General features: G+C 73.3%; 20 protein-coding genes. 15 read left to right on the top strand and 5 right to left on the bottom strand.

Annotated features, from left to right (window positions below; all coding sequences use genetic code 11):
• Window positions 1-2: 2 nt before the first annotated feature.
• Entirely contained in the window at window positions 3-809 is an 807-nt protein-coding gene (locus ABD268_RS08915; RefSeq protein ID WP_344150228.1) for an S-methyl-5'-thioadenosine phosphorylase, read from the top strand.
• Window positions 806-1,849, top strand: coding sequence for an NAD-dependent epimerase/dehydratase family protein (locus ABD268_RS08920; RefSeq protein WP_344150231.1), 1,044 nt, complete (start codon window positions 806-808; stop codon window positions 1,847-1,849). The genes ABD268_RS08915 and ABD268_RS08920 overlap by 4 nt, the downstream gene beginning before the upstream one ends.
• Window positions 1,850-1,861: 12 nt before the next feature.
• Here the strand turns inward: ABD268_RS08920 and ABD268_RS08925 are convergent, their stop codons facing one another.
• Complete coding sequence (locus tag ABD268_RS08925; RefSeq protein ID WP_344150234.1) at window positions 1,862-3,214, bottom strand: hypothetical protein; 1,353 nt, start codon at window positions 3,212-3,214, stop codon at window positions 1,862-1,864.
• Window positions 3,215-3,327: 113 nt separating this feature from the next.
• Between ABD268_RS08925 and ABD268_RS08930 the strand changes: the two genes are divergently transcribed.
• The 13 genes from ABD268_RS08930 to ABD268_RS08990 all read left to right on the top strand — a co-directional run bounded on the left by ABD268_RS08930 (window position 3,328) and on the right by ABD268_RS08990 (window position 13,541).
• On the top strand, window positions 3,328-3,987 hold the full coding sequence (locus ABD268_RS08930; protein WP_344150237.1) for a glycosyltransferase family 2 protein: 660 nt from the start codon (window positions 3,328-3,330) through the stop codon (window positions 3,985-3,987).
• Window positions 3,984-4,652: a TIGR04282 family arsenosugar biosynthesis glycosyltransferase gene (locus ABD268_RS08935; protein ID WP_344150240.1), complete on the top strand. Its 669-nt coding sequence runs from the start codon at window positions 3,984-3,986 to the stop codon at window positions 4,650-4,652. Before ABD268_RS08930 ends, ABD268_RS08935 begins: the two co-directional genes overlap by 4 nt.
• Window positions 4,649-5,326, top strand: a complete 678-nt coding sequence (locus ABD268_RS08940; protein WP_344150243.1) for a methyltransferase domain-containing protein — start codon at window positions 4,649-4,651, stop codon at window positions 5,324-5,326. Before ABD268_RS08935 ends, ABD268_RS08940 begins: the two co-directional genes overlap by 4 nt.
• Window positions 5,323-6,474: a molybdopterin-dependent oxidoreductase gene (locus ABD268_RS08945; protein WP_344150246.1), complete on the top strand. Its 1,152-nt coding sequence runs from the start codon at window positions 5,323-5,325 to the stop codon at window positions 6,472-6,474. The genes ABD268_RS08940 and ABD268_RS08945 overlap by 4 nt, the downstream gene beginning before the upstream one ends.
• Window positions 6,471-6,920, top strand: a complete 450-nt coding sequence (locus ABD268_RS08950; protein WP_344150249.1) for a hypothetical protein — start codon at window positions 6,471-6,473, stop codon at window positions 6,918-6,920. The genes ABD268_RS08945 and ABD268_RS08950 overlap by 4 nt, the downstream gene beginning before the upstream one ends.
• The gene (locus ABD268_RS08955; protein ID WP_344150252.1) at window positions 6,898-7,581 is read left to right on the top strand and encodes a response regulator transcription factor; all 684 of its coding nucleotides are present in this window, start codon (window positions 6,898-6,900) and stop codon (window positions 7,579-7,581) included. Before ABD268_RS08950 ends, ABD268_RS08955 begins: the two co-directional genes overlap by 23 nt.
• A 49-nt stretch (window positions 7,582-7,630) precedes the next feature.
• Window positions 7,631-8,809: a sensor histidine kinase gene (locus ABD268_RS08960; RefSeq protein ID WP_344150255.1), complete on the top strand. Its 1,179-nt coding sequence runs from the start codon at window positions 7,631-7,633 to the stop codon at window positions 8,807-8,809.
• Between the two features lie 238 nt (window positions 8,810-9,047).
• Window positions 9,048-10,094 (top strand): recombinase RecA, encoded by a 1,047-nt coding sequence (recA, locus tag ABD268_RS08965; RefSeq protein WP_344150258.1) that lies wholly within the window; start codon window positions 9,048-9,050, stop codon window positions 10,092-10,094.
• Window positions 10,095-10,248: 154 nt separating this feature from the next.
• Window positions 10,249-10,779 (top strand): regulatory protein RecX, encoded by a 531-nt coding sequence (locus ABD268_RS08970; RefSeq protein ID WP_344150261.1) that lies wholly within the window; start codon window positions 10,249-10,251, stop codon window positions 10,777-10,779.
• Window positions 10,780-10,812: 33 nt separating this feature from the next.
• A complete protein-coding gene (locus tag ABD268_RS08975) occupies window positions 10,813-11,529 on the top strand; it encodes a GNAT family N-acetyltransferase (RefSeq protein WP_344150264.1) in 717 nt (238 codons plus the stop codon).
• A gap of 7 nt (window positions 11,530-11,536) precedes the next feature.
• Window positions 11,537-12,379, top strand: coding sequence for a PPK2 family polyphosphate kinase (locus tag ABD268_RS08980; RefSeq protein WP_344150267.1), 843 nt, complete (start codon window positions 11,537-11,539; stop codon window positions 12,377-12,379).
• Window positions 12,376-13,155, top strand: a complete 780-nt coding sequence (locus tag ABD268_RS08985; protein WP_344150270.1) for a HipA family kinase — start codon at window positions 12,376-12,378, stop codon at window positions 13,153-13,155. The genes ABD268_RS08980 and ABD268_RS08985 overlap by 4 nt, the downstream gene beginning before the upstream one ends.
• A complete protein-coding gene (locus tag ABD268_RS08990) occupies window positions 13,152-13,541 on the top strand; it encodes a DUF3037 domain-containing protein (RefSeq protein WP_344150273.1) in 390 nt (129 codons plus the stop codon). Before ABD268_RS08985 ends, ABD268_RS08990 begins: the two co-directional genes overlap by 4 nt.
• Before the next feature lie 111 nt (window positions 13,542-13,652).
• Here ABD268_RS08990 and ABD268_RS08995 read toward each other — a convergent pair whose 3' ends face one another.
• The 4 genes from ABD268_RS08995 to ABD268_RS09010 form a co-directional block, all read right to left on the bottom strand.
• Complete coding sequence (locus tag ABD268_RS08995; protein WP_344150276.1) at window positions 13,653-14,396, bottom strand: sirohydrochlorin chelatase; 744 nt, start codon at window positions 14,394-14,396, stop codon at window positions 13,653-13,655.
• A gap of 85 nt (window positions 14,397-14,481) precedes the next feature.
• The gene (locus ABD268_RS09000; RefSeq protein WP_344150279.1) at window positions 14,482-15,228 is read right to left on the bottom strand and encodes a phosphoadenylyl-sulfate reductase; all 747 of its coding nucleotides are present in this window, start codon (window positions 15,226-15,228) and stop codon (window positions 14,482-14,484) included.
• Entirely contained in the window at window positions 15,225-15,413 is a 189-nt protein-coding gene (locus ABD268_RS09005) for a hypothetical protein (RefSeq protein ID WP_344150282.1), read from the bottom strand. The genes ABD268_RS09000 and ABD268_RS09005 overlap by 4 nt, the downstream gene beginning before the upstream one ends.
• Window positions 15,410-17,122 carry a nitrite/sulfite reductase gene (locus ABD268_RS09010; RefSeq protein WP_344150285.1) on the bottom strand — a complete coding sequence of 571 codons (1,713 nt, stop codon included), beginning with the start codon at window positions 17,120-17,122 and terminating at the stop codon, window positions 15,410-15,412. The genes ABD268_RS09005 and ABD268_RS09010 overlap by 4 nt, the downstream gene beginning before the upstream one ends.
• Window positions 17,123-17,487 lie beyond the last annotated feature (365 nt).

The following is a 17,487-nucleotide window of genomic DNA, read 5'->3' on the forward strand; positions in this document are numbered from 1 at the left end:
CCATGAGCAGCGACCCCGTGAGCATCGCCGTGATCGGCGGCACCGGCTTCTACTCCTTCCTCGACGAGCCCGAGGAGCACGCCGTCGAGACGCCGTACGGCGCTCCCTCGGCGCCGGTCGCCGTGGGCACCGTGGCCGGCCGCCGGGTGGCGTTCCTGCCGCGGCACGGGCTCGCCCACGAGCTGCCGCCGCACCGGATCAACTACCGCGCCAACCTGTGGGCGCTGCGGTCGCTCGGCGTCACGCAGGTGCTCGCGCCGTGCGCCGTGGGAGGCCTGCGCGACGAGGTCGCCCCCGGCGACGTCGTGGTGCCCGACCAGCTCGTCGACCGCACCAGCGGGCGCACCCAGTCGTACGTGGAGACCGGCGCCGTGCACCTGCCGTTCGCCGACCCCTACTGCCCACGCCTGTCCGCTGCCGTGTCCGCCGCCGACCCGTCGGTCGGCGTGGGCGGCACCATGGTCGTGATCGAGGGCCCGCGGTTCTCCACCCGGGCGGAGTCGCGCCACTACGCGTCGCAGGGCTGGAGCCTGATCAACATGACCGGCCACCCGGAGGCCGTGCTGGCCCGGGAGATGCGGCAGTGCTACTCCGCGATCGCCCTGGTCACTGACATGGACGCCGGCGTGGAGGCCGGTCACGGGGTGGGGCAGGAGGAGGTCTTCGCGCTGTTCCGCAAGAACCTCGAGCGCCTCAAGGAGCTGTTGACCCGCACCATCGCCGAGCTGCCCGACCCCCGCGGGTGCAGCTGCTCGACCTGGGCCGACGGCATCGAGCTGACCTACGACGTCCCCGGAGCGGACGCGTGAGGGTCCTGCTGACCGGCTCGGCCGGCTTCATCGGCACGGCGATCGGCGAGGCGCTCGAGGCGGCGGGCGACGAGGTCGTGCGGGTCGACCTGATGCTGGAGCAGGCGCACGGGGCGACCGAGCCGCCGCCGGGCACGCACCGGCTCGACGTCCGTCACGCCGACGAGTGGACCGGCCTGCTCGCCGGCGTCGACGCCGTCTGCCACCAGGCGGCCGTGGTCGGGGCCGGGGTGCGGGTCGGGGACCTGCCCGACTACGCGGGCCACAACGACTACGGCACTGCGGTGCTGCTGGCTGCCATGCACGCGGCCGGAGTGGGCCGGCTGGTGCTCGCCTCCTCCATGGTGGTCTACGGCGAGGGGCGTTACGCCTGCCCCGACCACGGCCCGCAGGTGCCGCCGGCGCGGGCGGTCGACGCCCTCGACGCGGGCGACTTCGAGAACCACTGCCCGGTCTGCGCGGCCGCCCTCGGCTGGGAGCTGGTCGACGAGGACGCCCGGCTGGACCCGCGCAGCTCCTACGCCGCCAGCAAGGTGGCCCAGGAGCACTACACGTCTGCATGGGTGCGGCAGGCCGGTGCGGCGGCAGTGGCGCTGCGCTACCACAACGTCTACGGGCCCGGGATGCCGCGGGACACGCCGTACTCCGGGGTCGCGGCGATGTTCCGCTCCAGCCTCGAGCGCGGCGAGGCCCCGCGGGTCTTCGAGGACGGCGGCCAGATGCGCGACTTCGTGCACGTCAGCGACGTCGCGGCGGCCAACCTCGCGGCGCTGCGGGCGGTGACGGGCCGGCGAGCCGGCGGGTACGCGGCGTACAACGTCTGCTCGGGGGAACCGGTGTCGATCCGGCGGGTCGCGGACCTGGTCGCCGCCGGCACCGGCACCGGCATCGCCCCGGAGGTCACCGGCGGCTACCGGCTCGGCGACGTGCGGCACGTGGTCGCCTCGCCGGCGCGGGCCAGCGCCGAGCTGGGGTTCACCGCGTCGGTGCCGCCCGAGCAGGGCCTTCGCGAGCTCGCGACCGCGCCGCTGCGCGCCTAGGACGTGCCCTGGTCACCAGCTCGTGTAGAGCAGGTGCTGCACGAGCAGGGCCGTGCCGAGCTGGAGTGCGAGCCCCGGCCGCCGCCACCGCGGGGGGAGCGCAGCCGCCGACAGCAGCAGCCACGGGACGAACGGCAGCCAGATCCGCTCGACCTCGCCCTTGCTCATCCGGGACACGTCTGCGAGCACGACGGCCGTCGCGGCCACCGCGACCAGCACGACCGCGGCGCGGTCCGCTCTCCGCCGGTTCGCCGCGAGCGAGCCGAGCCCGGCGCCGAGCACCGGGCCGGCGCTGACGACCAGTGCTGCCAGGTCGCCCCACAGCCAGTACGACGCGGGGCGGACGCGCGCGATCCCGTCCCAGTAGCGCTCGTGCAGCACCGGGTAGGCCTCCCAGAGCGCGAAGCCGGCGGCCGCGAACGCCGCGACGACCGCCAGCGCGCCGAGAACGGCGAACGGCAACGGGGCCCAGCTCCTCGCCAGCCAGAGCACCCCGAGCGCGAGCAGGCCCACCAGCACCAGCCCGTAGGACATCAGCACGCACCAACCGAGGACCAGGCCGGCGAGCAGCCCCCAGGCCGCCACCCCGCCCGGCCGGCTCCGGGTCGCCGAGACCGCGAGCGCAGCGAGGCCCCAGGCCACGACGGCGGCGAAGAGCGCGTCGGCCGAGACCGCCATGAACACCGCGGCCGGCGCCAGCACGAGGTACGGCGCGGCGGTGCGGGCCAGGGCCTCTGCGCCCAGCGTCCGCAGGCACACCATCACCGCGAGCGCCGTGGTCGCAGCCACCAGGGTCACCACCAGGCCGGCGGCGTAGTCACCGCCGAGGCCGACCCGGTCCAGCCCGACGAAGACCAGCAGCGCCCCCGGCGGGTGGCCGGCGACGTGCGTAGGCCAGTTGTCGGCAGCCGAGTACGGGATCCGGTCGACGTACTGCTGGAGCGTCGCGTGCACGTCGGTCGTCGCCCGTGCCGTGCGCAGGTACTCGGCGCCGTTGCCCAGCACCCGCGAGATCCCCGAGGAGCCGTCGACGTAGGCCAGGGCAAGCAGCCACGCCAGCCCGGCGGCGTACGACGCGGCGAGCAGGCCGGGCCAGGGCAGGCGGTCGGCGAGCGCGGCGGCGTACCGCCAGCCGAGGATGGCCAGCAGGACCGCCGGCACCGTGCCCGGGCCGACGCCCGGGTCCCAGAAGCCGTGCAGCGGCGCGAGACCGTCGCCGCTGTGCAACCGGGCGTGCACGTCCCAGTCGAGGAGCGGCGGCAGCGCGAGCGCGGCCGCGAGCAGCGCGAGGGCGATCCCGAGGCCCGCCCAGCAAGCGAGGCTGCGACGGGTGGCGGGACGTGCGGTCGCCTCGGTCGTCGCCATGTCCGCCACCCTAGGTCGGCGCGACTCCGAGATCGGGGCCGCAGCGGGTGACGTCACGGCTTCGTAAGTTCTGCACGGCCTCTGGGCCGCTCCGCCGACCTACGGTTTCGGACATGGAGCCTGTCTGCGACCTGATCCTCCCGTGCCGGGACGAGGCCCTCGCCCTGGCCGACCTGCTGCCGCGGGTCCCCGACGCGTTCGCCGTGATCGTCGTCGACAACGGCTCGCGCGACGGCACCGCCGACGTGGCGCGGCGCCTGGGCGCGACCGTGGTCGTCGAGCCGGTGCCGGGCTACGGGTCGGCCGTGCACGCCGGGCTGGTCACGGCTCGTCACGACCACGTGGCGTTCATGGACGGCGACGGCTCGTTCGACCCCGACGAGCTGCTCCCGCTGCTGGACGACGTGCGCTCCGGCCGGGCGGACCTGGCGGTGGGCCGCCGTCGCCCGGTGCGGGCCGGGGTGTGGCCGTGGCACGCCCGGGCCGGGAACGCCGTGATCGTGCGCTGGTTGCGCCACCGGATCGGAATGCCGGCCCACGACATCGCGCCGATGCGGGTGTGCCGCCGGACGGACCTGCTGGCCCTCGGCGTGCGCGACCGCCGGTTCGGCTACCCGGTCGAGCTCCTGGACCGGGCCACCCGGGCCGGCTGGCGATTCTGCGAGCGGGAGGTCGCCTACCACCCGCGGGCGGAGGGCACCCGGTCGAAGGTGTCCGGCTCGGTCGTCGGGACCGTCCGGACCGCCCGGGACTTCTGGAAGGTGCTGGCATGAGCGCGGCGCGGGTGCTGGTGCTCGCCAAGGCCCCGGTCGCGGGACTGGTCAAGACCCGGCTCGGTGCCCACGTGGGGCTCGCCGAGGCCGCCGCGGTCGCGGCGGCCGCTCTGCTCGACACGCTCCGTGCCTGCGTCGAGGCCGTCGGCCCCGCCCGCTGCCACCTCGCGCTCGCCGGCGACCTGTCCGGGGCGGTGCGCGGAGACGAGCTGGTGCGCGCCGTCAACGGCTGGTCGGTGCGTCCGCAGCGCGGGCCCGACTTCGCCACCCGGCTGGTCAACGCCCACCTCGACCTCGCGCCCGAGACCGGTCCGGTCGTGCAGATCGGCATGGACACCCCGCAGGTCACCCCCGGCCTGCTCACCGGGGCGGCCGCCGCCACCGAGGAGTACGACGCGGTGCTGGGGCCGGCGGAGGACGGCGGCTGGTGGGTGCTCGCCCTCGACGACCCGCGGCACGCGGCGGCGCTGGCGGGCGTCGAGATGTCCACCCCGCACACCCACCACCACACCCGGCTCGCCCTCGAGGGTCGCGGGCTGCGGGTCGGCACGACCGCCACCCTGCGTGACGTCGACACCGCGGCGGACGCCGACGCGGTCTCCGCCGGGTTGTCGGGCGGGCACTTCGCCCACGCCTGGTCGAACCTGCGCGAGGTCGGCTCATGACCACCGAGCTCTTCGACGAGGGGTTCCGTGACGAGGGGCTCCGTGACGAGTCGTTCTCCTCCGTCTTCTCCCGTGCCCTGCGGGGGCTCCCCTGCTCGGTGGTGGGAGTCGGGGAGGCGCCCCAGCCGCTGCCGGTCGCGTCCTGGGCCCGCGAGGCAGACGGCACCGACAGCGCCATGCTGGCCCACTGCCTCGGGCCCACGCTGGACATCGGCTGCGGGCCCGGCCGGTTGAGCGCCCGCCTGCTCGAGCTGGGCCACGTCGTGCTCGGTATCGACGTCGTGCCCGAGGCGGTACGGCAGACCCGCGAGCGAGGCGTGTCGGCCCTCGTGCGGGACGTCTTCGAGGAGCTGCCGGGGGAGGGCCGCTGGAGCACCGCCCTGCTGGCCGACGGCAACATCGGCATCGGCGGCGACCCGGTCGCCCTGCTGCGCCGGATCGGTCAGCTGCTCGACCCGCTCGGGCGCGTGGTGGTCGAGCTGTCCGCACCCGGGGTGGGCCTGCGGTCGGTGTGGGCGACGCTGCAGTGCGGCGAGGCCCGTTCCCGGCCGTTCCGCTGGTCGGTGCTCGGCGTCGACGCGATCGCGGACGTGGCGACCGCGGCGGGCTTCGCGGTGCTGTCGACCCACGACCACGCGGAACGATGGTTCGCGGTCCTGGAGGAGGAGCTGTGAGAGCGCCCACCGACACCGACTTCAGCTCGAGGCTGCGCAGCGCCGCGGTCACCGCCCGGGTCGGCCTGTGGCTGGGGATCTGCTTCGCGGTGGCGTTCGTCACCGGCCTGATCAGCCACTACGCCCAGGTGCCCGACCAGCCGGTGCCGTTCCCGACCAGTCCGTCGTGGGGCTACCGCGTGACCCAGGGCCTGCACGTCATGGCCGGTACCGCCGCCGTGCCGCTGCTGCTGGTGAAGCTCTGGACGGTCTACCCCCGGCTGTTCAAGCGCCCCCCGCGCGGCCTGCGACGGCTCGCGGTCGAGGCCGCCGAGCGCGCCTCGATCGGGGTGCTGGTGGCCGCCGCCGTCTTCCAGCTCGCCTCCGGCCTGGCCAACTCGGCCCAGTGGTACCCGTGGGCGTTCTCGTTCCGGGCGACCCACTACGCCGTGGCCTGGATCGCGATCGGCGCCCTGGTCCTGCACGTGGCGGTCAAGCTGCCGGTGATCCGGCGCGCGCTGGCCGCAGACGTCGACGCCACCGGGGAGGACCGCCCGGCGGCCACCGAGCCCGGGGCACTGTCCCGGCGCGGGCTGCTGCGCACGACCTGGCTCGCGGCCGGCGTGGCCGTGCTGGCGACCGCCGGCGGCACCGTGCCGCTCCTGCGCCGGGTGTCGGTCCTCGGCGTGCGGTCCGGCGACGGACCCGCCGGGGTGCCGATCAACAAGTCGGCGCGCGCCGCCGGGGTCACGGCGACCGCCACCAGCCCGTCGTACCGCCTGACCGTGGCGTACGCCGGCCGCGAGGTCTCGCTGAGCCGTGACGACCTGGCTGCCATGCCGCAGGCGACCGAGAGCCTGCCCATCGCGTGCGTCGAGGGCTGGAGCGCGGGCGCCACCTGGACCGGGGTCCGGGTCCGCGACCTGCTCGACCTCGTCGGCGCGCCGCCCGGGCACGACGTCCGGGTGGTCTCGCTGCAGGAGAGCGGGCCGTTCCGCCAGCCGGTCCTGCAGTCGAACTTCGCCGACGACGAGCGCAGCCTGCTGGCGCTGCAGCTCCATGGGGAGACGCTGGCCATCGACCACGGCTACCCCTGCCGGCTGATCGCGCCCGACCGGCCCGGGGTGCTGCAGACCAAGTGGGTCCACCGGTTGGAGGTGGAGGCATGACCGCCCGCCTGGTGACCGGCGCCGCCGGCCTGGTCCTCGGGACGTACGGCGCGTGGCTGCTGCTGAGCCGTCAGGACCTCGACCGGCTGACCGGGGTGGCGGTGTGGCTGGCGGCCGGCGTGGTGCTCCACGACTTCGTGCTCGCGCCGCTGGTGATCGTGGCGGCCGCGGCCGCTGCCCGGCTGCTGCCGCGACCCGCGCGCGGCCCGGCCGCCGTCGGCCTCGTGGTCCTCGGCAGCGTCACGCTGCTGGCGGTGCCGGTGCTCGGCCGCTTCGGGGCCCGCGCCGACAACGCGACGCTGCTGGACCGCCCCTACACGGCCGGGTGGCTGGTGCTGGCCGGACTAGTGTTGACGAGCGTGGTCGTGGCCACCGTGGTCCGGGCGCGGCGAGGCACGGCCGGCCGGGAGGGAAGGAGCACCGATGGCCCGAGTGCTCGTCGTTGACGACGACCACACCGTGCGGGAGGTGGTGGTGTCCTACCTGCGCGCCCACGGCCACGACGTGCTCGAGGTCGGCGACGGCGAGGCCGCGCTGACGACCATGCGCGAGGCACCTGCCGACCTGGTGGTGCTCGACCTGATGCTCCCGGGGATCGACGGGCTCGAGGTCTGCCGACAGCTGCGGGACGGCGGGGACGTCCCGGTGATCATGCTGACCGCACTGGGCAGCGAGACCGACCGGGTGATGGGCCTCGAGCTGGGCGCCGACGACTACGTCAGCAAGCCGTTCAGCCCCCGCGAGCTCGCGCTGCGGGTCGACTCGGTGCTGCGGCGTACGACCGAGGCGGCCCCGGCCGTCCCGGAGTGGCTCGCCGACGGCGACCTCGTCGTCGACAGCGCCCGGCACGTGGTGACCCGCGAGGGCCGGCCCCTGGCCCTGACCGGCCGCGAGTTCGACCTGCTGCGCTTCCTGGTCGCGCACCCCGGCACCGCCTTCTCCCGCGACGACCTGCTCCAACAGGTGTGGGGCTGGTCGATCGGCGACCGTTCGACGGTCACGGTCCACGTGCGCCGCCTGCGCGAGAAGGTCGAGCGCGACCCGACCCGACCCGAACGCCTGCTCACGGTCTGGGGCGTCGGCTACCGATGGGAGGCCTCTGCATGAACACCCCAGACGAATGCTCGCTTCGCTCCGCTTCGCCCGGGGACCCCACATGAGCTCCGACCACGTCCAGATCGTCCTCGTGGCGGCCGCGTGCGCGCTCGGCGTCGGCGCGGTCGGCCTCTTCCTGGCCTGGCTGCTCCGGCACCGCTCGATCCGCTGGCAGCTGGGGCTGGTCGCGGTGATCGCCGTGCTCTCGGTGCTGGCCGGGGTCGTGGCGACGGCGCAGCTGATGTTCATCTCCGACCACGACTGGGGCGTGATCAGCCTGGTCGCCCTGGTGGCCGGCCTCGTCGCGGTCGCGGTCGCGCTCGCCCTCGGCGCCGCGATCGTGCACTGGTCGGCGTCGTTGCAGGAGGACGCCCGGCGGATGGGCGTGGACGGCACCTTTGCCGGGGAACGCCGCGGCCCCAGCGAGTTCCAGGCGCTGTCCGACGAGCTGGCGCGCACGAGCGAGCGCCTCGAGGAGTCGCGGCTGCGGGCCGAGCGGCTCGAGGAGTCGCGGCGCGAGCTGGTCTCCTGGGTCTCGCACGACCTGCGGACCCCGCTGGCCGGGATGCGGGCGATGACCGAGGCGCTCGAGGACGGCCTCGCCTCCGACCCGGCGCGCTACCACCGGCAGATCCGCGCCGAGGTGGACCGGATGGTGCGGATGGTCGACGACCTCTTCGAGCTCTCCCGGATCCACGCGGGCGTGCTGCGGCTCAGCCCCGAGGCGGTGATGCTCGGCGACCTGGTCAGCGAGGCCATCGCCGGCGCCGACCCGGTTGCGCGCGCCCGGCGAGTGCGGCTGGGCGGCAGCGTGGAGGACGGGGTGGAGGTCACCGCTGACGCCGCCGGGCTCTCGCGTGTCGTCTCCAACCTGGTCATGAACGCGATCCGCCACACGCCGGCCGACGGCGTCGTCGAGATCCACGGGCGGGCGGTGGACGACGGGGTCGAGCTGAGCGTCACCGACGGCTGCGGTGGTCTGGACCCCGAGGAGATGGAGCGCGTGTTCGACGTGGCCTGGCAGGGTGGCGCGGCGCGCACGCCCGACACCGAGGACTCCTCCCACGCCCGGGGCGCCGGGCTGGGGCTGGCGATCGTGAAGGGGATCGTCGAGGCTCACCGGGGCAGGGTGGAGGTCGAGAACGTCGAGGCCGCCGACACGCCCGGGTGCCGCTTCCGGGTGCGGCTGCCGCGGGTGCCCGCCGAGCCTCCCCGGGAGCCCGCCGCCGAGCCGGTGTGAGGTGTCGTACGACGCTCCGACACGCCCGGACCCGGCTGCCCTGCTCGAACACGTGTTCGGGCTAGTGTGGGTGCACAGGTGACGCTCTGGTCGACGTCGTCCACAGGCAGCCCGGTCCCCGGATCGGCACTGTCGGCGGTTCCGTCTAGCGTCTCGCTCAACGATGAACACGACGACGACAACCCAGACGAAGCGACCACGACGCGGGGCGGCCAAGCCCCCGAAGGAGAAGAACGACATGGCTGGTGGAGACCGGGACAAGGCTCTCGACACCGCGCTCGCCAACATCGAGCGCCAGTTCGGCAAGGGCTCCGTGATGCGCCTCGGTGACGAGACGCGCGCCCCCCTGGAGATCATCCCGACCGGGTCGATCGCCCTTGACGTGGCGCTCGGCCTCGGTGGCCTGCCGCGCGGCCGCGTGGTGGAGATCTACGGTCCGGAGTCCTCCGGCAAGACGACGGTCGCCCTGCACGCGGTGGCCAACGCCCAGCGTGCCGGCGGCATCGTCGCGTTCATCGACGCCGAGCACGCGCTCGACCCGGAGTACGCCAAGGCCCTCGGCGTCGACACCGACGCGCTGCTGGTCTCCCAGCCGGACTCCGGTGAGCAGGCGCTCGAGATCGCCGACATGCTGATCCGCTCCGGCGCGCTCGACCTGATCGTCATCGACTCGGTGGCCGCGCTGGTGCCCCGCGCCGAGATCGAGGGCGAGATGGGCGACAGCCACGTCGGCCTGCAGGCCCGCCTGATGAGCCAAGCGCTGCGCAAGATGACCGGTGCGCTGAACAACTCCAAGACGACCGCGATCTTCATCAACCAGCTGCGCGAGAAGATCGGCGTGATGTTCGGCTCGCCCGAGACCACGACCGGTGGTCGCGCACTGAAGTTCTACTCCTCGGTCCGTCTCGACGTGCGCCGCATCGAGACCCTCAAGGACGGCACCGACATGGTCGGCAACCGGACCCGGGTCAAGGTCGTGAAGAACAAGGTCGCCCCGCCGTTCAAGCAGGCGGAGTTCGACATCATGTACGGCAAGGGCATCAGCCGCGAGGGTGGCCTGATCGACGTCGGCGTCGAGGCGGGTCTCGTCCGCAAGGCCGGCGCCTGGTACACCTACGAGGGCGACCAGCTCGGCCAGGGCAAGGAGAACGCCCGCAACTTCCTGCGGGACAACCCCGACCTGGCCAACGAGCTGGAGAAGAAGATCCTCGAGAAGCTGGGAGTCGGCCCGACGGTCGACGCCGAGACCCCCGCCGCCGACCCGCTGGGTGTCGATGACTTCTGAATCTCGACAGGCTCGATCACCGGAATCTCGACAGGCTCGATCACCGGGGTTCGACGACCACCGGCCCGCCCCGTCGTGGGCCGGTGACGTCACCGCCGGGGTGGACGCGTGGACGCAGCGCGCGTCCGCGCCCACCCCGGCACCGTCCGACCCGGTGGCCCCGGCCCCGCCGGACCCGGTGGCCCAGGGCCCGGATGCCGACCCCGAGTCGGTGGCCCGCAAGATCCTGCTCGACCAGCTGACCGGACAGGCCCGCAGCCGCAAGGAGCTGAGCGACAAGCTCGTCTCGCGCGACGTCCCGCCGGAGATCGCGACGCGGCTGCTCGACCGGTTCGAGGAGGTCGGGCTGGTCGACGACGAGGCCTTCGCGCGGTCCTGGATCGCCAGCCGTCAGCCGGGCAAGGGCCTGGCCCGCCGGGCCCTGGCCCAGGAGCTGCGGCGCAAGGGCGTCGACGACGAGGTCGCCCGCGAGGCGCTCGACGAGATCGACCCCGCGGACGAGGAGGCTGCGGCCCGCGCCCTGGTCCGCAAGAAGCTGCGGTCGCTGTCCCGCGTCGACGACACCACCGCCACCCGGCGGCTGGTCGGGATGCTCGCCCGCAAGGGCTACGGCTCGGGGCTCGCGTTCGCGGTCGTGCGCGAAGAGCTGGCCGAGGCCGGACGGGACGCCGACGGCGATCTCTGAGCATCCGCCTGCGCTTGTTCTAGGCTCACGTGCGTGTCGGAGCAGACGGGGCTGCGGATCGTCGTCCACGACCGCGGACATGACCTGTCGGGCGTCGTGCGCCCGGGGGAGTCGTGGGCCGCGGCGGCCCGTCGTACCTGCGCGAGCGTGCACGCCGACCCGGTCCCGGTTGACCTGTCCGGGGAGGTCAAGCAGTTCGCCGTCGACCACGACCGGGTGGTCACGGTCCGGGCCATGACGCGCGGCGACCTCGGCGACGTCGTCAGGTGGCGGCAGAGCGACCACGTCCGGCGGTGGTGGGCCGCCGACGGCGAGCCGACGCACGAGTCGGTCGAGGCGAAGTACGCGCCCCGCATCGACGGTCGCACCCCGACCCGGATGTGGGTGGTGGAGGCCAACGGCCGGTCGGTCGGGTTCCTGCAGGACTACCGGATCGGCGACTACCCCGACTACGCCGTGCTCGGGCCGGACCCGGACGCGATCGGGGTCGACTACCTGATCGGCGATCCGGCCTGGGTCGGCCGGGGGCTGGGGGTACGGATGCTGTGGGCCTGGATGCTGCGGGCCCGACGTCGCTTCCCGGACGCGACGTCGTACTTCGCCGCGCCCGACCACCGCAACGCGGCGTCGTTGCGGGTGCTGGCCAAGGCGGGGTTCTCGGAGGGGCTGTGGTTCGACGAGCCGCAGGACAACGGCACGGTGGACACCGTGGTCGGGTGCACGCTCGACGTCCCCAGGGTGCTGGGATAGTGACGCCATGACCCACTACCCGTTCCGCCTGCCTGCCGGGCCCGTGGACCTCACCTCCATCGAGACGAACGCCGCCCCGGGGTTCAAGGGCGGCAAGAAGAAGGGCAAGGCGGCGCTGTTCGCCCTCGGCGACGAGCTGTCCGACCTCCAGGAACGGCTGTTCGCCGAGGGCCGGTCCGGCTCGGAGCGTCGCCTGCTGCTGGTCCTGCAGGGCATGGACACCTCGGGCAAGGGCGGGGTGCTGCGTCACACCGTCGGCCTGGTCGACCCGCAGGGCGTGAAGATCACGTCGTTCAAGGCGCCGACCGAGGAGGAGCGGGCCCACGACTTCCTGTGGCGGATCCGTCGGCAGCTGCCCGAGGCGGGCTACATCGGGGTCTTCGACCGCTCGCACTACGAGGACGTGCTGATCGCCCGGGTGCGGGAGCTGGCGACGCCCGAGGAGATCGAGCGGCGCTACACCGCGATCAACGACTTCGAGCGCGAGCTCGTGGACTCCGGCACCACCGTCGTGAAGTGCATGTTGCACATCTCCGCCGACGACCAGAAGGAGCGCCTGCTCGCGCGCCTGGACAAGCCGAGCAAGCACTGGAAGTTCAACCCGTCGGACATCGACGAGCGGGCCCAGTGGCCGCGCTACCGCGAGGCCTACGAGATCGCGCTGGAGCGCACGAACACCGAGCACGCGCCGTGGTTCGTGATCCCGAGCGGCAAAAAGTGGTACCGCAACCTCGCGATCGGGCGACTCCTGGACGACACGCTGCGGGGCATGGACCTGCAGTGGCCGGTCGCGGACTTCGACGTGGAGGTCGAGAAGAAGCGCTTGGTCGACGAGGCGCCGCTTTCGTGATCCCCACCGTCTCGGTCAGCCGCTACGTCACACCGCTGCGCGAGGGCGGCAGCCTGCCGGGCCTCGTCGAGGCCGACGACCTCGGCACCTACGTCTGCAAGTTCCGCGGCGCCGGCCAGGGGCTGCGCGTCCTCGTCGCCGAGGTGGTCGTGGGCGAGCTGGCCCGGAGGATCGGCCTGCAGACCCCGCGGCTCGTCGCCCTCGAGCTGGATCCCGAGATCGCGCGGTACGAGGCCGACGAGGAGGTGCAGGACCTGCTCAACGCGAGTGCGGGCCTCAACCTCGGCGTGGACTTCCTGCCCGGCGCATTCGGCTTCGACGGCGACCTGCCCGCGGGCGGTGGTGTCGGCGCAGCCGTGCTGTGGCTCGACGCGTTCACCGCGAACGTCGACCGCAGCTGGCGCAACCCCAACCTGCTGCTCTGGCACGGTGAGCTGTGGGTGATCGACCACGGTGCGGCCCTCTACTTCCACCACGGCTGGTCCGGGGGCGCGCTGTCGAGGGAGGGCGCTCCGGCACGGTTCGCCGCCCAGCCCTGGGACCCCTCCGACCACGTGCTCGGGTCGCACGCGGCCGAGCTGCCGTCCGCCGACGACCGGATCCGGGGACTGCTCGACGAGTCGGTCTTCGCGGAGGTGCTGGACGCGGTGCCCGACGAGTGGCTCGAGCCGGTGCCGGGGGCGGAGTCGCCGGCCGCGGTGCGCGCGGCGTACGTGTCGTTCCTGGGCGCGCGGCTCGCGACCCGGCAGTGGCTGCCCGCGGGGGTGGGGGCATGACCGCCTCGACCCGGCTGGCCTACCAGTACGTCGTGCTGCGCTGCGTCCCGCGCGTGGACCGCGAGGAGTTCCTGAACGTCGGCGTGGTGGTCTACTGCCAGTCCGCCGACTACCTCGAGGTGGCCTGGGAAGTGGACCGGGACCGGCTCGCGGCCCTCGACCCCGGCCTCGACCTCGACCAGGTCTGCGAGGCGCTGACGTTCGTCGAGGGCGTGTGCGCCGGCGACGAACGCGGGGGAGCGGCCGGTGCGAAGCCGCCCGGCCAGCGGTTCGGCTTCCTGAAGGCCCCGAGGAGCACGGTGCTCCAGCCCGGTCCGGTCCACGGCGGCGTCACCACCGACCCCGCGCGGCAGCTCGACCACCTGCTGTCCAAGCTCGTCACCTAGAGGCCGAGTCGGCGCAAGCTCCGGCGCAGATGGGGTCGAGTCGGCGCAAGCTCCTACGAGCTTGCGCCGACTCGAAGCTCTCTGCTCGTGAGTTTGCGCCGACTCGGCGTCTCAGACGGGGACCAGCTCGACCGCGCCCACGGCGTAGCGGGCCAGGATGGTCCGGGCCAGCTCGGGGTGGGCCCCCAGCGGGTCGGAGACCGCGATCGCGCCGGCCTCGGTGGCCAGCTCGGCGGCCCGGTCGGGCAGGAAGCCCGGCGCCAGGAACAGCGAGGCGACCGCGATGTTTCGGCGGCCCTCGGCCCGGAACTGGCGGACCGCCTCGCCCGCGGCGGGGGGAGCGGCGGAGGCGAACGCGGCGGTGACCGGCAGCTTGTGGCGCTGTCCCCAGACCCGGGCCAGGCGGGCGACCGCCTGGTTGGCGAGCGGGTCGCTGGAGCCGGCCGCGGCCAGCACCAGCGCGTCGAGCTCGCGGACCCGGGCCGCCTTCAGCGCCTCACGCATCCGCACGTCGAGCACCTCGAGGAAGCACGGCTCCAGGCCGAGGATCGAGGTGGCCCGGATCTTCAGGCCCTCGTGCCGGGCCGTGGCCGCGGCGATGGCGCCCGGCACGTCGACCTTGGCGTGGTAGGCCTCGGTCAGCAGCAGCGGCACCACGACGATCTCGTCGTGACCCGCCCTGACCAGCCGGTCCACGACCGTCGCGAACGACGGCCTGGAGAGCTCCAGGAAGGCCTGCTCGATGCGCAGGTCCGGGCGCATCGCGCGGACCTCGTCGACCAGGGCGGTGATCGTTGCAGCAGACCGAGGGTCACGGCTTCCGTGAGCCAGGGCCACCAGGGCAGGAGCAGCCATCAGTACGGCCTCCTCGTTGTTGCCGGTGCTACCGGGGTGGTGGTGTGACGACCGACGGCGCTGTCGATCAGGAGGGTGCGGGACGTCATGAGTGGATCCCGCACTCGGTCTTGGTGGTGCCGGCCCAGCGCCCGCTGCGCGGGTCCTCACCGGGCGCGACGCGACGGGTGCAGGGCCAGCACCCGATGGAGGGGTACCCGTCGTGGACGAGCGGGTTCACCAGGACGCCGTTGTCGGCGATGTAGCGCTCGACCTGCTCGTCGGACCAGCGAGCCAGCGGGGACACCTTGACCTTGCCCTTCTTGGCGTCCCAGCCGACGACGGGGGCGATCACCCGGTTGTGGGTCTCCGCCCGGCGCAGCCCGGTCGCCCAGGCGTCGTACCGCTCCAGCGACTCGGCCAGCGGCTGCACCTTGCGCAATGCGCAGCACAGGTCGGGGTCGGTCTTGTAGAGGTCCTTGCCGTACGCAGCGTCCTGCTCGGCCACGCTCTGCTGGGGCGTGATGGTCAGCAGGTTGACGTCGAGCGTCGCCTCGACGGCGTCGCGGGTGCCGATCGTCTCGGCGAAGTGGTAGCCGGTGTCGAGGAAGACGACGTCCACGCCCGGCGCGACCTTCGACGCCAGGTGGGCCAGGACCGCGTCGCCCATCGAGGAGGTGATGCAGAAGCGCTCGCCGAACGTCGCGACCGCCCACTCGATGATGTTCTCGGCGGGCGCGAGCTCCAGCTCGGCGCCGACGTGGGACACCAGCTCGCGCAGCTCCTCGGGGGAGCGGCCCGCGGTGTGGGTGCCGCGGAAGCTGCGGGCCGAGGCGGTGGTGGCGGCGGTCATGACGAGCCACCACCCGACGGGCGCAGCAGGCCCAGCATCTTCAGCGAGAACGCGCGCCGGCAGGCTCGGCACTCCCACGTCCCGTGCGGCGAGGTGACCTCGCCGGTCTCCGAGACGACCTCGTGGGGGCGCAGGTCCTCGTCCCCGCAGTACGGGCAGTGGTAGGGGACGGCGCGTTCAGTCATGACCCGACCGCCTCCAGGCTCCGCTCGCCGCGCAGGTGCTCCTCGTCGGCGCGGGCGACCCAGGCCGCGAACGACTCGCCGTCCTCGCGGTGCTGCAGGTAGGCCGAGACGACGTCGGTGACGTAGTCGTCGAGCCCGGCGCTGGTGACCTTGTGGGCGCGCAGCTTCTTGCCCAGCGAGCTGATCAGGCCGATGCCGCCGCCGAGGTGGACCTGGAAGCCCTCCACCTGGTTGCCGTCGCCGTCCATCACCAGCTGGCCCTTGAGCCCGATGTCGGCGATCTGGGTGCGGGCGCAGGCGTTCGGGCAGCCGTTGACGTTGATGCTGATCGGCGTGTCGAGGTCGGGGAAGCGGCGCTCGAGCTCGGCCACGAGGTCGTGCGCACGCTGCTTGGTGTCGACGATGGCGAGCTTGCAGAACTCGATGCCGGTGCAGGCCATCGTGGAGCGCCGCCACTGCGACGGCCGCGCTGCGAGCCCGATCCGGTCGAGCGTCGCGACGACGTCCTCGACCTTGTCCGCGTCCACGCCGAGCACGACCAGCTTCTGGTACGACGTGAGCCGCACGCCGTCGGCGCCGTACGCCTCGACGAGGTCGCCGAGCCCGGTGAGCACGTCGCCGTCGATGCGGCCGACGGTGGGAGCGGCGCCGATGTAGAACCGGCCGTCCTTCTGCTCGTGCACGCCGATGTGGTCGCCACTGTGCTCGGCGACCCCGGGCGACTCGGCGTCGGGCAGGGCGCGGTGGAGGTACTCGGACTCGAGGACCTCGCGGAACTTCTCCACGCCCCAGTCCGCGACCAGGAACTTCAGCCGGGCGCGCGAGCGCAGCCGGCGGTAGCCGTAGTCGCGGAAGATCGAGATCACGCCCTCCCAGACGTCCGCGACGTCCTCGAGCGCGATCCACACTCCGAGCTTCTGCGCCAGCATCGGGTTGGTGGAGAGCCCGCCGCCGACCCACAGGTCGAAGCCGGGTCCGTGCTCGGGGTGGTCGATGCCGACGAACGAGACGTCGTTGATCTCGGGGGCGCCGTCGAGCGAGGGGTGCCCGGAGGCCGAGGTCTTGAACTTGCGCGGCAGGTTGGCGTACTCCGGCTTGCCGATGTAGCGGCGCTTGATCTCGGCCAGCGCGGGCGTGGCGTCGATGATCTCGTCCTTGGCGACCCCGGCGACGGGGGAGCCGAGGAATCCGCGCGGGGAGTCGCCGCAGGCCTCCAGGGTGCTGAGTCCGACGGCCTCGAGGCGCGACCAGATCTCGGGCACGTTCTCGATGTCGATCCAGTGGTACTGGATGTTCTGCCGGTCGGTGATGTCGGCGGTGTTGCGGGCGAAGTCGGTGGAGATGCCGCCGAGGGTGCGCAGCTGCGCCGGGCCCAGCAGGGCGCCGTCGCTGCGGACGCGCATCATGAAGTACCGGTCGTCGAGCTCGTGCGGCTCCAGGGTGGCCGTCTTGCCACCGTCGAAGCCGGGGGCGCGCTGGGTGTAGAGGCCCATCCAGCGGAAGCGGCCGCGCAGGTCGGCGGGGTCGATGGAGTCGAAGCCGCGCTTGGAGTAGATGTTGCGGATGCGGGCCTCGACGTTGAGCGGGTTGTCGTCCTTCTTGGACTGCTCGTTGGCGTTGAGCGGCTCGCTGTAGCCGAGCGCCCACTGGCCTTCACCGCGCTTGGGACGCGGACGGGCGGGGCGAGGAGCGGTGGCCTGGTTCGACATGAAGACGGATCCTTGGGCGGTTGTGAGACGCGCGACTCGTCAGGGCCCGACCTCGTCGTCGGGTTGACCTTCCGGACCGGGCGCCCGGGGACTGGTGGTCGTCGGGCGGGCGGCCGTCGGCTCGCGGGGGAGGATCGACGGCGGTCAGGAAGGCCAACACATCATGCTGCGGGTGCGCCCGAGGTCCACGTGGCGTCGAACCACGAGGTAGGCGTGTGTTGCAGCGCTGATCATGTCAAGGAGTCTCAGGGCTCGGACGTCCCGACCACAAACTCGAATCTCGTGGAGTGAGACGCTGCTCCAGAATGTGAGACGTGTCGTGGCGGGTCACGCCTGAGCCGCGAAGGCGTGCGGCCCACGTCACA

Source organism: Nocardioides koreensis, assembly GCF_039531775.1.
In the GTDB taxonomy this organism is placed as follows: domain Bacteria; phylum Actinomycetota; class Actinomycetes; order Propionibacteriales; family Nocardioidaceae; genus Nocardioides; species Nocardioides koreensis.

Coding starts and splice junctions, on each gene's coding strand:
- ABD268_RS08915 (WP_344150228.1), top strand. CDS start 3: ATGAGCAGCGACCCCGTGAGCATCGCCGTGATCGGCGGCACCGGCTTC.
- ABD268_RS08925 (WP_344150234.1), bottom strand. CDS start 3,214: ATGGCGACGACCGAGGCGACCGCACGTCCCGCCACCCGTCGCAGCCTC.
- ABD268_RS08930 (WP_344150237.1), top strand. CDS start 3,328: ATGGAGCCTGTCTGCGACCTGATCCTCCCGTGCCGGGACGAGGCCCTC.
- ABD268_RS08935 (WP_344150240.1), top strand. CDS start 3,984: ATGAGCGCGGCGCGGGTGCTGGTGCTCGCCAAGGCCCCGGTCGCGGGA.
- ABD268_RS08940 (WP_344150243.1), top strand. CDS start 4,649: ATGACCACCGAGCTCTTCGACGAGGGGTTCCGTGACGAGGGGCTCCGT.
- ABD268_RS08950 (WP_344150249.1), top strand. CDS start 6,471: ATGACCGCCCGCCTGGTGACCGGCGCCGCCGGCCTGGTCCTCGGGACG.
- ABD268_RS08955 (WP_344150252.1), top strand. CDS start 6,898: ATGGCCCGAGTGCTCGTCGTTGACGACGACCACACCGTGCGGGAGGTG.
- ABD268_RS08960 (WP_344150255.1), top strand. CDS start 7,631: ATGAGCTCCGACCACGTCCAGATCGTCCTCGTGGCGGCCGCGTGCGCG.
- recA (WP_344150258.1), top strand. CDS start 9,048: ATGGCTGGTGGAGACCGGGACAAGGCTCTCGACACCGCGCTCGCCAAC.
- ABD268_RS08980 (WP_344150267.1), top strand. CDS start 11,537: ATGACCCACTACCCGTTCCGCCTGCCTGCCGGGCCCGTGGACCTCACC.
- ABD268_RS08990 (WP_344150273.1), top strand. CDS start 13,152: ATGACCGCCTCGACCCGGCTGGCCTACCAGTACGTCGTGCTGCGCTGC.
- ABD268_RS08995 (WP_344150276.1), bottom strand. CDS start 14,396: ATGGCTGCTCCTGCCCTGGTGGCCCTGGCTCACGGAAGCCGTGACCCT.
- ABD268_RS09000 (WP_344150279.1), bottom strand. CDS start 15,228: ATGACCGCCGCCACCACCGCCTCGGCCCGCAGCTTCCGCGGCACCCAC.
- ABD268_RS09005 (WP_344150282.1), bottom strand. CDS start 15,413: ATGACTGAACGCGCCGTCCCCTACCACTGCCCGTACTGCGGGGACGAG.
- ABD268_RS09010 (WP_344150285.1), bottom strand. CDS start 17,122: ATGTCGAACCAGGCCACCGCTCCTCGCCCCGCCCGTCCGCGTCCCAAG.